The sequence below is a fragment of the Proteiniphilum propionicum genome, from assembly GCF_022267555.1.
Lineage (GTDB): Bacteria > Bacteroidota > Bacteroidia > Bacteroidales > Dysgonomonadaceae > Proteiniphilum > Proteiniphilum propionicum.
Map to the genome: position 1 here is coordinate 2052301 of NZ_CP073586.1, position 15572 is coordinate 2067872.

Genomic DNA, 15572 nt, shown 5'->3' on the forward strand with positions numbered 1-15572 from the left:
AGCTTGTTCTTAAAAAACCTTAAAATAGAAAATGATTATTTATAATAGCCTGAATATTAATGCCTATTTCAGCTAGCTTCTGCATTATCTGTTATCATTAACATCCTACTCCAGGTATCTACCTATTTTGCCACTGATCTGAAGCAGTGAGATCTCATAAAGCTTTGTGTTGTATTGCGCTGTTAAGAGTCGCTGTTCTGCTTCTAGCAGGCTATTTTGAGCCTCACGCAGTTCCAGCCCGGAGAGATCTCCGATCTTATACCGTTCCATGGCTATCTCGTAATTCAGTTCTGCATTTTCAAGGCTTTCGGACTCCAGCTTTGCCAACTCAATATTGTTCTGGTAAGCCATCCACATATTAGCAAAATCGCTTTGTATTGCAAGTTTACTTCTATCTATTTCCAGTTCCCTGTTTTGAATGGATATTTTTGCATTCTTCTGTTCTCTTCTGCGGTTGAATCCATCGAAGAGTGTGTATCCTAACGTAAGCCCGGCTGAAGGGCCCCAGTTGCGCTGCCTGTCAATAGACCCAGTGTTGTAGTTGTAATTGGTGAACCCGTATCCGGTATTCAAACGGAGATAGGGATAGTTCCTGCTTTGCAGTTTTTTTAGTTCAAGCTCGCTCAATGTTTTGTTCTTTTGTGTGAGTAGTAGCAGAGTGTTTTGCTGTAATGAAGCATCAAGAAGCTCATCCTGCGACAACATTGTATCGAAAAGGATGGTGGTATCTTCTGCCATGAAATTCCTGTTTACATCCACTCCCATCAGCTCGTTGAGCCTTATACGGGATCTGTTCAGTATCTCGTATTGCTGTATAAGCTGAGAGCTGTCGGCATTAAAATAGACGCGGGCCTGTTGAAGGTCGAGGCGCGATAATGACCCAACCTGATAACGTGCCTCCACGATGCGTAATCGCTCCCTTGAAAGCGCTACGGCATATTGGAGATTACCTAGGCGGATCTGCTGTTGTACATAGTTGTAGTATTCAGCTGTTAAATTGGCTATGAGGTTCTCTAAAGACAGGCGGGTATTCAGTTCACCTACTGTCTGCAACTCCTGTAGCCGCTTATAGTTTGTTTGCACGCGGAAGCCCTCAAATAGAGTCCAGCTCAGATTAACCGATGCATCAAGAGCCTGTGTGCCGGAGTTGCGGGTTTTTACAATATCTCCGCCTCCAGAGGGTGACTGATTGGTGTTGCTGCTACGCATGCTATACCCCGAATTAAGGTTTACATCCGGTAAGAAGCCGGCATTCCCCGGAGTGACATTGTTATCAGAGATCATTTCTTCATTGCGTGCTATCCGCAGGTCGTAATTATTCTCAATCCCAATCCTCAGGCATTCCTGCAGGTTTATCACACTTTGCGGTGATGTGATGAAAGGAATAAAGAAAAACAGTAACGACAGCACCTCTTTTATCTTCTTACTCATGTTGCAGTTTCTCATTATTTTTCTTCTTTTCTTTTGCTTTCCTGTCGGTGGAGAGATACATATACATTGCAGGTATGAGGTACAGGGTGAGCAGCGTGGAGATAAGCAGCCCGCCTACAACTACTGTCCCCATCGCGATCCTGCCGTTCGCTCCCTCGCCTGTGGCGAACATAAGTGGAAGCAGACCGAGAACGGTTGAGATGCTCGTCATAAGTATCGGGCGAAACCTCTGTACTGAAGCCTCCACGATTGCCTGGCTCTTGTCAAGGCCGGCAGCCTGGCGCTGGTTAGCAAACTCAACAATGAGGATACCGTTCTTGGTAACCAGGCCAATAAGCATTATCAACCCTATCTGGCTGTAGATATTCATTGTCACCCCGGTTATCCACATGAACAACAGTGCACCGAAAAGTGCCAGCGGAACAGTAAACATTATGACAAACGGGTCTTTGAAGCTCTCAAACTGAGCCGCCATCACGAGGAAGATCAGCAATAGAGCCAGCCCGAAAGCAAAGAGAAGGCTCGATGAACTCTCCCGGAAATTTCTCGACTCCCCCTCAAGGGCTGTCCTGAATGAATCGTCAAGCACTTCAGTTGCTATCCTGTCCATCTCTTCCAGTCCCTCCCCCAATGAATATCCGGGTGCAAGCCCTGCTGATATCGTTGCGGAGTTAAACCGGTTATACCTGTATAGCTGAGGGGGGGCGACCGACTCTTGGAGTTTGACAAGGTTATCCATCTGGATCATCCGCCTGTCTGAATTTTTGATATAGATGGTTTTCAGGTCTACAGGTTTATTTCTCTGCTGACGGTTTATCTCTCCAAGAATCTGGTACTGTTTGCCGTTCATGTAAAAATAACCCATTCGTTGCCCGCTTAGAGCGTATTGCAAAGTCTGGCCGATGTCGCGGGTACTTACTCCCAGCATGGCTGCTTTATCTCGGTCTATCAGTATGCGTGTTTCGGGTTTGGTGAACTTCAAATCCACATCGGCCATCTGGAAGTAGGAGCTTGCATTTACCTTTTCCATGAAAAGGGGGATGAACTCCTGCAGCTTCTCAATATTGGGAGCTTGCAGCACATACTGGATGGGCATTCCGGCACGCCGCCCTCCAAAAGTAGACTGTTGCTGTACGAAGGCACGGGCAGCCGTTTCATTCCTTACGGCACGGGAAAGAGCATCGGCAATCTCCATCTGACTTCGTTCACGCTTATCCATATCAGGCAATACCAGCCGGACCATTCCGAACCCGCTTCGGGTCATGGTTATATTTGATTCTCTTTCTGGCGCGATAGAATCGGAAATATATGAGATCCGGTCGGTGTAGTCCCGTACAAATTCATAGGTTGCACCTTCAGGGGCGGAACTTCTGATTATCACCTGCGAACGATCCTCAAGTGGAGCCATCTCGGCCGGTATGATTCCCTGGAAGAGAACAATGAGTATTGCCGAAATAATAACTACCGGCAAGACGAGCCATTTTTTGTTTAGAAACAGATTCAGGGAGTTATTGTATATACTGTTCATCCCCTTGAAAAAAAGCTCTGACTTTTGATAGAGTTTCGATGGCTTTCGTTTCCTCTTTAACATTTTTGATGAGAGCATGGGGACGAAAGACAAAGCTACAAATGAAGAGATGATAACGGCACCTGAAATAACAATGCTGAATTCCCTGAATAATCTTCCTGTCAGCCCTTCAAGAAAAACAATAGGAAAGAAGATAGCCACCAGCGTTACTGTTGTAGATACCACTGCAAAGAATATCTCTTTGGACCCTGTGATGGATGCCTGCCCGGGGTCCATCCCATTCTCAACCTTCTGATAGATATTCTCAGTTACTACTATGGCGTCGTCAACCACCAGACCGACTGCCAGTACTACCGCCAGCATCGACAATACATTGATTGAGAATCCCGCCAGATACATCACGAAGAATATACCGATAAGTGATATAGGTATTACCAGTGCCGGGATAAGGGTGACACGCCAGTTACGAAGGAAGACGAATATGATGAAAACCACCAGGATAAAAGCAATGATTACAGTTACTTGCACCTCCTCGATGGATGCCCTGATAAATTTAGTGTTGTCGAAAGCTACATCCAGAACCACATCCTCAGGGAGATCTTTTTTCATCTGGTCCATGCGTAATCTCACCTGATCGGCAATACTTATATGGTTGGCCCCCGGCTGGGGTATTATAACGCAGCTCACCATGGGAACGCCGTTCCTGCGAAGGATATTTTGACGGTTGGCTGCATCCAGCTCGGCATACCCTACATCCCTGAAGCGTACTATCCGGAAATTATCTTCTATCAGAATTAAATTGTTAAAATCTTCCGGCGTCTGCATCAATCCCATTGTGCGGATCGACTGTTCTATGTGGTCTCCTTCTATACTGCCTGCAGGAAGTTCAATATTCTCCCTGTCAAGGGCATTTTTTATGTCCATGGGAGTGATATTGTATGCTGCCATTTTTATGGGATCAAGCCACAAGCGCATGGCGTATCTGTATTCTCCCCAAATCTCAACTGCACTTACGTTGGAGATGGTTTGCAGACGCTCCTTGACGGTAAGGTCGGCGATCTCAGAGAGCTCAAGCATAGAACGGACCGGGCTCTGCACTGTAATCTGCATGATTGGGTCAGAATCGGCATCAGCTTTCGAAACTGTGGGAGGATCGGCATCTCGCGGCAGGTAGCGCTGTGCTATGGAAACTTTGTCTCTCACGTCGTTCGCTGCTGTTTCCATATCTACGCTTAACTCGAACTCCACTGTTATCCGGCAGCTTCCCTGGCTGCTCCGGCTTATAAGGGAACGGATCCCGGGAATTCCGTTGATGTGCTGTTCGAGTGGTTCAGTGATCTGATTCTCTATCACATCGGCATTGGCTCCGGGGTAGGAAACATGAACGGTGATGATTGGGTTATCAACGTTCGGGTACTCGCGTACAGCCAGGCCGGTGTAACCAATGAGCCCGAAAATAATGATGATAAGGATCATCACTGTGGCAAGTACCGGGCGTTTTATGCTTAATTCTGATAGATTCATCTCTTTTATTCGGCAGTGTTTTCAACCATTGCATCTATTCTGACAGGCATTCCGCTTCTCAGCTGCATCACACCTGTGGTCAGCAGTGTGTCCCCGATTGACAAGCCGTCAATGATTTCCACTGAGGATGATGTGCGCAAACCTGTTACAACTTCAACCTCTTTCGCTTTGCCATTATCATATATATAAGCAATATCACGTCCCATCTCCTTGATGCTGGAGATGCTTGGGATTACGATGGCATTATCTATCTGGTCAAGCTGAATTTGAATGCTTGCAGACTGTCCCGGCTTAATTTTCCCGCCGGAATTTGTATAACGGGCACGAGCAAACAGGCTGAGCGTCTGCATATCTAAACGCGACTCAATAGCGTAAACAGTTGCTTTGTATACCTCTAGGTTATTTTCAACCCTAAAAGCTATTTCTGTACCGGGCTTTATAAGATTCACAAAATTCTGGGTGAGTGAAAATTCTATTTTAAGAGGTGATATCTTTGTTAATGTGGCTATCACTACTGAGGGGGAGGCGTATGCACCTTCGCTGACTTGCCTTAGCCCGATAACACCACTGAAAGGGGCACGCAGTTCAGTTTGGCGGATACGTGCTTTTACAAGTTCAATGTCGGCCATGAGTGTTTCGAGCTGTGTGGTAACTGCCTGATAAGTCTCCTGGCTGATAGCATCTTTTTCCAGCAGTGTCTGCTGACGGAATACTCTGTCCCTGGCAAGCGGCAGTTGAGTCTCCAGTTTTTTGAGTTCGGCCTGTAAAGGTTCGTCGTTCACTTTCGCCAGCAAGGATCCTTTTTCCACAAAAGAACCTTCTAGAAAGTAGATGCCGGTTATTTTTCCTGACGACTCGAAAGTGAGATCTACCTCTTCATCAGGGAGCAGGACGCCGGTTACTCGAAACATGTTGTTCAATGACTGAGGCTTCAACACTGTTGCATTTACCACCAGGCCAGATCTGTCGGCATTGCTCATTGTTTGTCTTGAATTCTGAGAAGGATTTTCGGAAGCAAGCAGTTTCCGGATTTTTGGATAAAGAGCCATTGCCAGAATCAATACAGCGATGGATATAAAGACAGCTATTTTGGTTTTTCTATTCATATCGATGTATAAAATTCCTCAAAAATACCCTTTAAAACCGATAAAAGGGAGTTGATGATGTCGATTTTAGTTTTTTTAGTTCATAAAATAGACATATCACTGAATTAAATCGATGAAACGGTTGGGAAACGAATTTTTCTAACTATTTTTGACATTTGTATAAATGAGCCTGTTCCGAAAGTTCTGAATATCAGAAATGATTATTTTATTGCATTCAATAATATTATCTATTTTGGTCCGCATCAATTAAAGAGACTTTTAGGAGAGGCTCATAAAATGAAAATTAAAATTGATCATGACAGAGTTAAATTTGAAAAAACTGTTTTTCGTGTTTGCGTGTATTATGAGCAGTGTTTTTATTACAGTAGCACAGGACTGGGCAAACCTGAATCGCTTCAGGGAGGAAAATGCAAAACTGGGACCCGCGAGAACCTGCGACGACCGGGTTGTATTTATGGGAAATTCAATCACTGAGGGGTGGATAAACCTGGTCCCGGAGTTTTTTGCCGATCGCTCCTATATCAACAGGGGAATAAGCGGCCAAACCACACCGCAGATGTTGATACGTTTCCGCCAGGATGTACTCAATCTATGGCCTAAGGTGGTGGTTATACTTGCAGGTACCAATGATATAGCGGGTAATACCGGGCCATCAACACTTGAAATGATAGAGGATAATATCCATTCTATGGCAGAGCTTGCAAAGGCACATGGTATACAGGTGGTGCTGTGTTCGGTTCTTCCCGCTTATGACTATCCGTGGCGTACCGGGCTGGAGCCTGCTCCCAGGATTGTGGAGTTGAACAAACGGCTAAATAAGTATGCCGGAACGCATGGAGTGGTATATTGCGATTTTTTCCAGGCTATGGCTGATGAACGCAATGGATTACCCGAAGAACTTTCCGGTGATGGCGTGCATCCTAATAAAGCGGGTTATACCATCATGGCGCCCATCGTTGAAAATGCTATCGCCCGCGCCCTACTTATGTGGAAAGAATTTAAATAGCACTTGTGAGCGGCCAAAAGACGCTCTCCGGCCCTATAAAAACTGCTGAATTATAAGGGTGAGTAATCACCCTTTTTTAGTCTCTTCGGCTTACATGCGTGCTTCTCTTTCTTTACCGTAGCTTCACATTTTTTACATATGAATCTTGCGTCCTCTTTAACTTTCAAATCTTTATCCTTACAGGCTGTTTTGCTCATAAAATATATTTGCATAAAAACAGCAGGCATAGAGTAATTGTTCAGTGGCATAGGTCGCTAAACAGCAATTCTTGCGTTTTTTTTACGGATCAATTAGAACATATTCTTTTGGTTCCCGTATGCCCGGAGCAGAAAAATATTGTCCCAGTTCGCCTTTTATTTTCACCTTTTTGTTTAGATTATCGGGATTTTCCTGCAAGTTCAATGCTTTCCTTAATGCTCCTGTTGGCAATTGCACCGGAATTATTTTATCTGTTTCCGTTTCATCTCTGTTATCTGCTAATGCAAGATTACTGGCTGAAGCATTTAATGTATCGGACGAAAAGGAACCCATGCTGCTGCCTGTAAATGACCCGACAATATATCCTTCTACCCACACACCTGTTTTGCCCTGATAGTTCTGCGCTTCAAATATGGTAAAGGGTGAATCTTTAGATCCCTTTATGACTGGAGGTGTTTCCGTTGTCCTGCCTGCTGTCACATTAACAGAAGGCCCTTCTGCCCAGTCTGTTATTGAACCAAGTGTGATAGCTGCAATTTTATCTGTGAAAAGGGTAACGTTGTAGTTGTATTTTGTCGACTTATCAAAAGAATTTATTTCCAATGCATCCGCCAGGGGATATTTATATACCTCTTCATTATCCCCGATGATAAACCAGAGTTCTTTGTCCGTAAGAGTAGCTTCAGGGAGCAGGATACCTTCGGCAACTGATCCATCAGAGTTCACTCTGAGTGAAATATTTCCGTAATCGGAAGTGGCTGAAAGTGTTCCGGCCGCCAGGTCAAAAGATGCATTTATCCCTACATTCGTGATTATTACCTTAAGGTTACTTAAGTTTGCCGATTCGTGGTGTAATATGTTAAGTCCAATTTTCGACAACTGGTGTGAGAACAATAATCCGACATTAGGGTTTTTTGAATTAAAACTCTTCGCGTTGTTAGAATACATAAGGTCGAGAGCCGCCTGATTTTCCTGATTGCTCAGATCAACCAAATATGTAAAGTCAATAATATCTTCACGGTAAGGGTAGTAGCTGATAAAATCAACATCTGACCCGTCGAATGGGAAAGTGATTCCATCCGATTCATTTGATGGTATAAACGTTGTAGTACCCGTTGTCACATATTTTACATTCAAGGCAGAAGCCGATGAACTAAGCGTCTGCCCCGATTTTATCATATAAAGGCCAATAGCATCTCCTGCCTCCCATGAGGAGTTGGAAGCACGTGTTTTTATTCCTTCAATCTCTGCATTCAATTGAATTTCCCTGCTTGCCCTGGTTTTGTCTATTTTATCACCTTCACACGAGAGTAGGATAAAACAGATAATAGGCACAAATAGTCTACTTGCTTTTTTCATAAGGCCAATTGATTTATTGTTAATTAATAGGATACTCTCTTTTAACAGCTCAATATTATATCAACAGTTCGGTAAAAAATTCCACAGTATAATATAATCAATTGAATATCAACGCAAAAGGTTCTGTGGGAGATTCCAATAACCTTTAATTCTGATTGGAGGTGTATAAATATACATTTACCGGAATATTGTTATATAATTAAGACTAAAAATTGCAATATATTAACTAAATGTTAATAAGCAAATTATTTAAGGAAAAATAATATAAAAATACTGCGAGTTGAGTAAATATATAACAATTCTAAATAATGTTTTGAAAACAGGCCTTCGATTTACAAATAATTACTATGCTTTTTTTTCTAATGTATACATATTGAGTGCCTTTGGATGTAAATCGAATAAGGGACTGTTTTTTGAAAATGGGTGGTTGTGAGAAATTAATTTAATTAAAGAAAATGTTGTATTCTTGAAATCAATGACATTATTAAATATTAGATAACCGGTAAGCTCCTGAACCCAATTCTATTACAAGGCCCGAATCGGTTTCATTCACTTTTCGTATACCATTACCTTCTGGCTGTATTATTATTATCTCTTGGGGAAGTCTGACAATGGCTGATGTATTGGCAGGAATGGTAATTTCCCAGCTAAAGGAGCTTCCCTCTTTCAGCCATTCACTTTTAATCTCTCCATACACCGATCTATAAGAAGCTTTTACATGGGAGAGCCCTTCAGGGAATTTTGGCTCCATCAGCAGTTTTTTGTACGCCACACTTCCCGGATAGTTTTTTATTCCGGCAAGATCTTCATAATACCAGATAAGCAGATCACCTAACAGCATCACATGATTTCCCGAATTCATGGCCGGATCGGCAGTGTCGCCGTTCCAGAGTTCCCATATAGTGGTTGCTCCTTTCTCTATCATATATCCCCAGCTGGGATAAGATGTGTTTGTGGCAATTTTGTAAGCAAGGTCCACATTACCGTGTTGGGTAAGGCCTCTCATCAAGTGCTGGATACCCAAAACACCGGTGCTGACATGGCTGTCGAAATCTAATTCCGTTTTCCGTACGATGTTTTCAAACAGACGCTTTTCATATCCTTCCGGGGCCAGTCCCAGCTGTAGTGATAAGATATTTGCTGTAACGGTATTGTTATCGTATCGGGCTGAATCCGTATTGAAATAGGCCGCATTATACGCATTCCTGATGTTTGCAGCCAATTCTTCATATGCTGGAATATCGTCCCGATGCCCGGTGATCTCTGCAAACTCAGTCATCAGGTTCAGCAGACTGTAATACATAGTAGTACTTAATACGGGACCTGCAGTTTTTCTTGCCGGATCCGCCGAATGGATCAGGTCCTGTCTCTCGGGCGGCATACACCAGTCGCCATATGTATCTTTTGTCAATATGCAATCCTGCATCGATACTTCCTGAATTCTTTCCAGATAGCGCTTCATGGAAGGGTAGTGTTTTTTTATCGGTTCGCTGTTTCCGTAATGATAGTAAAGCATCTTGACGGCATAAAACCAGGCTGCCGGCCAGGTCACATCATCGTTGTAAATTGTCCAATAACGGGGCGATACTACAGATACGCTGCCTTCAGGGCTTTGAGAGTCTTCAATATCCTGTACCCATTTCCCGTAGAGCAATGCATTATCGAAAATAAATGCTTCGCCAAAACAGCCTGTGGCACGGTCGCCCAGCCACCCCTGGCGCTCGTCGCGTTGCGGACAGTCTGTTGGCATTCCCCGGTAATTACCACGAATACCCCAGTAGGCATTTTTGAATGTTTGATTGATGATCTCGTTTGAGGTCTTGAAATCTCCCGTTGTTTCCATTCTGTCATAGATTACCTTGCCTGAGAAGCTCGATAGATCGGGCCTTTCTTCAAGGCCGGTTATCTCTACGAAGCGGAAGCCGTGATAAACAAACGATGGCTCCCAGCTAAATGAGCCGTTTTCTCCGGGAATATACTTATCGGCTACTTTTGCACTGCGAATATTGGCGAGATATAGGGTGCTGTCAGGATTAAGCAGTTCGGCAAATCTGAAGGTTATGGGTTGATCTTTTTTTCCATATAGTTTTGTAATTTTTAGCCAGCCCACCATATTCTGTCCCATATCGAGAATAAATCTGCCGTCGTGAAGTTCGATCATACCGATGGGGCTGATCTCTTCCATTACCCGGATATTGGGGTTTGGTTGGGCGGTTAGTTTTCCTCCAGGATCTCCCATAATATCGACTGCTTCCCAGTTACTGTCATCAAATCCGGCTTTGTTCCATTGTGACATTTCCAGTCGTGCGTCATACTCCTCTCCATCGAATTCATTGTTAGCGATGATAGGCCCTTTAGAGGTTATTTTCCACGACTCGTCGCTCACAATAAGTTCAGATGTGCCATCGCTGTACTCTATCTCCAGCTGGGCCAGTAACCGGGGTAGGCCAAAAACCTGTGTATCCGATTGTCTCATCCCGAAATAGCGCCCGTTGCCCAGCTTCACGGCCAGCAGGTTCTCGTTTTTTTTCATTAGGGATGTTATATCGTATACGTTATAATACACCCGTTCAGGATACCATGATACTGTGGGAGCAAAAACATCTTCCGATACCCTTTTGCCGTTCAGGTAAGCTTCATAACTCCCGAGCCCTGAGACATAGAGCATAGCACGTCTTGCCTTTTTCCCGGCTGTGAAAAACTTGCGCAGGTATCGGGCGGCAAGCCGGGTACTTCCCTCTGCCGTTTCTCCCGGATTAGAGAGCCTATCCTCACCGATCCATTTTGCCTTCCACTCTGTTTTGTTTAGTATGCCCATACTCCAGTTATTGACGTCACTCCATCCTGTCTCACCATGATTGGTAGTCACTTTAACACGCCAGAAGTAGGCATAGCGGGATAAAAGCTTTTCGCCCTCGTAAGGAATAAGTACCGACAGGTCACTCTCTATGGTGCCTGAATCCCATACCAAATTCTCCTCTTTGTTCAGATCATCTTCTGACCTGGCTGCCTGAATCCGGTAAGATTGCTGTACCAGATCGGGTATTGCCGAGGTGATCTGCCACGAAAAGCGGGGATTTGTTACTTCCACCCCTTCCGGGTTTTCCTGCATTTCAACTTTCAGGGAGACGACTTTCATTCGTGCTTCCTGACACCCTGCTATCAGAACTGTTAATATAAGTCCTATTAAAAAGTGAATGTTTTTCATCTGTTTTTATTTTTTCACACTATTCTTATATTGAGTATTACATGTTTTACATGCTGATTTTACAATATAGGTTGCCGAGAATGTGATGTTTGCATGTTTTGAAGGGTACCCGTGGCACGCAGGGTGTCGGAACAAGCCTTAAAACATCATCAGTCGGGCAGTTTAGTTTTAACCATGCTGTATGCGAGACCGACTTTCGGTTTAAGTTTAACCACAATGGAGACTAGTTTAGTTTTAACCATGCTGTATGCGAGACTTGAGTTGAGAATTTTTTATTGGTTCAATCATGCCAATCTCATTTTTTAATTTGAAAATTGATAACTCCCTGCTGGAATTTCAAACAAAATGTATCCCTTCTCTCTACCCACTTGCCTGGATAATCCTGAATTCTCCTCCACAGTCTTACCGGCTTCATGAGGAAACCAAACTGTAGCATTACAGTTGGGAGGAACGGTAACCCTTAACTCTAATTTTCCTTTTTCACGTTTCCATGACGACCTGATAAGTCCTGCCGGTGAGTCGAAATCGGCTTTTGCCCATGAAATTTGCGTTTCGGCAAGCCTGGGTATGCGGACTGTGAATTTTCGAAACCCAGGCGTTTCACTATCTTTTCCAATGCCTGCCACACCATCAATATACCATGCTCCGGGATATAAATAGGAGCTGTGAAGAAGCGAGTGCCCGGGAAGGTCCTTTTCCCACATCTCCCAGATGGTGGTTGCTCCGTTTTCGCGCATGAAACCCCAGCTTGGATAGGCCGTTTGAGAAGTCATAGCATAGATAAGATCGTCACGTCCCTCTTCGCGCAATACTTTGAATAGCATTGCTCCACCTGTGATACCTACATCAATATGTCCCTTTTGGTGGATCAGGATCTCTTTTTCCAGACTTTCAATTACTTTAGGTCGAAGCCCGGCTGGCATTATATCACCGTATAGCGCTGCTGCAAGGCTTCTCATTGTCCTGTCGGAATAGTTGTGGTCATCTTTTTGGTAATATTTTTCGTGGAGTGTTTTACTTGCTATCTCCGCCTGTTGCCTCCACTTTTGTGCCTCGGCTGTTTTACCGGCCACCGCTGCAATCTGTGCTGCTGTTTTCAGATTATAGACCCAGTAGCAGTTGTTGAAAAACAGGTTCTCATCTGAATAATTATTCATTCCCTGGGCTGTTGCCTTAGGCCAGAGCCAATCCCCCAGAAAATCCCACTGTCCACCGTATCGTTTCAGCATATTATTTTCAACGTGGGTCTCCAAAAATGTAAGCCACCCCTTGATCATGTCAAAATTTTCTTCCAGGATATCTTTATCACCCTGATATTGGTACATAAACCAGGGTAGCGTAACCACTATTCCACCCCAGGCAGGACCGCCGCCTCCATGATAGGTGGGTGCTGTCTGAGGTAAGATCCCTCCACCCAGCATCCTGCCGCTTCCCTCTTGTTTGCGTGCCCAGTCCGGATTGTTCATATTGCCGACCATTGGTTCGGTGCCCTGCACATCCCGCCAATCCTCCAGCCATTTGTTGTAGAAAGCGCCCAGTCTGTAATTTAGCATGCCAGTTTCCGAGGTAGCGTGAGCATCGCCTCCGTAGCCAAATCGTTCACGTTGGGGGCAATCTACTATATATCCTCCGAGGGACAAGTTCTCAAAGGTCCATTTTACAGTGTTGTAAATCCAGTTTTGCAAGGTGTCTGAACATTCAAAGAAAGTTGTCCTGGCAAAGTTGGTGCGAACCATCCATCCCTTTATATCCTCCTTTCGGGGGGAAGATGTTGCTCCCACAATAGTAATCCACCTCCCAGACATATAATTGAAACGATTTTGAAATACACCCTCTCCCGATTCACCCATTACATAGGCACTGTGAAGATTGAATGTCATATCGTCCTGCTCCCTTTCGGAAAAAAGCATGCTGATGGTATCGCCAGGGTTCCCTTTCAGACGAATCCGTGTCCATCCGGCAAAATTCACTCCCATATCAACACGATAAGAACCATCGTTACGTGTTTCGATGCTGATCGGTTGAATCTCATCAAATAAAGCATTTGTTTCTACCCGTTGAGCCGATAATTTGAGAGCTGGAGTATAGATTGTAGCACTTTCCCATGTCCTATCATTGAGATTTCCGTAATTCCAATTATTCACCTCTTTATTTGCATCCCAGATTTCACCCCCATATCCTCCAACGCCAAATCCCCAATTACCTATTAGTTTATTAGGACTCGGGTGCGTTTTCCATGATTCGTCTGTAGCTATTCTTATGAGTTTTTGATTGTTTTTGCCGTAAATATCTGCCTGTGCAATAACAAGAGGCGCGCGGGGCTTATCAGGGGTAGCGTACGGAGCGAAAACGGACCAGGATGTTCCCAGCCATAGGGCAATTACGTTTTCCCCCCGTTTCAAAGCCGGGGCAATGTCGTAAGCAATGTATCGTGCACGCTGTGTGTGATCGGTAACTGCCGGCGCAAGCACATGGTCACCAATTTTCTGACCGTTCACATATACTTCATGGTATCCTACTGAAGCCACAAAGAGGGTGGCCCTATACGGTTTCTCATTTAAATAGAAAGTTTTACGGAACCATGGATCGTACATTTTATTCGATCCCTCAGCCGGGTTGTACACTTCGCCAGTGCCGATCCACTTTGCTGTCCACTCCCCCTGCAGGAACAAGCCGGTACTCCATTCGGCTGTCTTACTGTAGTTCGATTTATTTCCGTTTTCATCTTTTACCGACACCTTCCAGAAGTATCGGCGATCCGACTGCAACGGTTTGCCGTTGTATTTGACCAGCTGCATGGCATCCGACGGTACCCATCCCGAATCCCACATGTCGCCATTTTTTTTACTCAACGCTTCCCTGCTACTACATACAAGAATACGGTACGCCGATTGTTTTTGTCCGAACGATGCTTTATCGGTCGCAGTCAGTTTCCAGCTGAAACGAGGAGATTTTACATCCAAACCCTGAGGATTGTTTAAATACTCACAAGTGGGTTCAACAGGGAGAATACTCGATTTGTTTTTTGTAAAAGCCGAAAGATGTACAATAAGAAAGATGATTGATAAAAGAATTGTTTTTGTGTGCATATTTCTTGTTTTTACATTATTTTTTCAATATTCATCCAGTGAATACAACGGCCGAACCACTCCTCAAATTCGGGAATTTGAAGAAAACCATGGTCCCCTCGCGAATAAATATGTATTTCAACGGGAATTTCATTTTCGTATAATTTTTTGTAAAAAAATATGCTGTTTTTCACTGAGACTACTTTATCATCGTTTGTATGGATTAATATAGTTCCGGGAGTTTGTTTATTTACGTGCAATTCATTCGAAAAAAAATGGATCATCTCTTTTCCAGGATTAACACCAAGTAGTTGGTTGCGTGAACCCTCATGGGTTGTGCTGTCATTAAAACTGATTACTGGGTTGATGAGTATCATGAAGCTTGGACGAAGTGTTGTGTTTTGTTTGTTTTGAACCAAAACCGAATCGTAGTGTACTCCAAGTGATGCCGCCAAATGCCCTCCGGCTGAAAATCCCATGATACCTGTTTTATCGGGATCGATGTTCCATTTTTCTGCATTCTCACGTATCAGCTGAATAGCACGTTGCGCATCTTTGAGAGGTGTAATCATTTTGTCTTTGACAATTCTGCTATCCGGCAACCTGTATTTTAAAACGAAAGCAGTTATTCCACATCTGTTAAATGCTTCGGCTACTTTGTATCCTTCACGCTCCATTAGCAAGGTATGATATCCACCTCCGGGACAGATAATTACTGCACTTTTAGATTTTTGATTTTTAGGAGTGAAAACTGCGATTGAAGGATTTGTCACCCTACTGACTAATAATCCAAAGATACTATCTTGAGTTTGTTCCTCGCTTATCTGTTCTTCCACTCTGTTATATAGTAAAATCTCTTTTTTATCCTGGCCTTTTAGCGGATATAAATTTTCAAGAAACGTCATCAATAGTAAAACAAAGATGTATGTTGATCTGATATTCATTTTTTCTAAAAAAAATTGTTATCTTTCAGTATAGAAATACTGTAAGTTACAAAGAAATAAAAAGTTTGGGTTTCAACAGCCAACAAAATGGCATAAAAACTATTTAAAATGATATAAATTGAGCTGTGGATGTTAAAAAGAGGCTGTCTCAAAATAAATCATGAGACAGCCTCTTTTAAATTTAAAAATAGAGTTTGATC

The 15572-nt window shown here is 43.6% G+C and carries 8 protein-coding genes; 1 reads left to right on the forward strand and 7 read right to left on the reverse strand.

Going from position 1 to position 15572, the window contains the following annotated elements; all coding sequences use genetic code 11:
* Positions 1–105 precede the first annotated feature (105 nt).
* From KDN43_RS08460 to KDN43_RS08470, 3 genes are read right to left on the reverse strand one after another with little or no spacing between them, the layout of a single operon-like run.
* Positions 106–1431, reverse strand: a complete 1326-nt coding sequence (locus KDN43_RS08460; RefSeq protein ID WP_238841536.1) for a TolC family protein — start codon at positions 1429–1431, stop codon at positions 106–108.
* A complete protein-coding gene (locus KDN43_RS08465; protein ID WP_238841537.1) occupies positions 1424–4483 on the reverse strand; it encodes an efflux RND transporter permease subunit in 3060 nt (1019 codons plus the stop codon). Before KDN43_RS08465 ends, KDN43_RS08460 begins: the two co-directional genes overlap by 8 nt.
* A gap of 5 nt (positions 4484–4488) precedes the next feature.
* A complete protein-coding gene (locus tag KDN43_RS08470) occupies positions 4489–5589 on the reverse strand; it encodes an efflux RND transporter periplasmic adaptor subunit (RefSeq protein ID WP_238841538.1) in 1101 nt (366 codons plus the stop codon).
* A 295-nt stretch (positions 5590–5884) separates the two neighbouring features.
* On the opposite strand from KDN43_RS08470, the gene KDN43_RS08475 reads away from it, so the two are divergent.
* Positions 5885–6595 carry an SGNH/GDSL hydrolase family protein gene (locus KDN43_RS08475; protein WP_407681759.1) on the forward strand — a complete coding sequence of 237 codons (711 nt, stop codon included), beginning with the start codon at positions 5885–5887 and terminating at the stop codon, positions 6593–6595.
* Between the two features lie 279 nt (positions 6596–6874).
* On the opposite strand, the gene KDN43_RS08480 is transcribed toward KDN43_RS08475, so the two are convergent.
* The 4 genes from KDN43_RS08480 to KDN43_RS08495 form a co-directional block, all read right to left on the reverse strand.
* Positions 6875–8152, reverse strand: coding sequence for a fimbrillin family protein (locus tag KDN43_RS08480; protein ID WP_238841539.1), 1278 nt, complete (start codon positions 8150–8152; stop codon positions 6875–6877).
* A 484-nt stretch (positions 8153–8636) separates the two neighbouring features.
* Complete coding sequence (locus KDN43_RS08485) at positions 8637–11360, reverse strand: alpha-L-rhamnosidase (RefSeq protein ID WP_238841540.1); 2724 nt, start codon at positions 11358–11360, stop codon at positions 8637–8639.
* Positions 11361–11662: 302 nt separating this feature from the next.
* Positions 11663–14449 carry a family 78 glycoside hydrolase catalytic domain gene (locus KDN43_RS08490; RefSeq protein WP_238841541.1) on the reverse strand — a complete coding sequence of 929 codons (2787 nt, stop codon included), beginning with the start codon at positions 14447–14449 and terminating at the stop codon, positions 11663–11665.
* A gap of 11 nt (positions 14450–14460) precedes the next feature.
* On the reverse strand, positions 14461–15372 hold the full coding sequence (locus KDN43_RS08495) for an alpha/beta hydrolase (protein WP_238841542.1): 912 nt from the start codon (positions 15370–15372) through the stop codon (positions 14461–14463).
* Positions 15373–15572 lie beyond the last annotated feature (200 nt).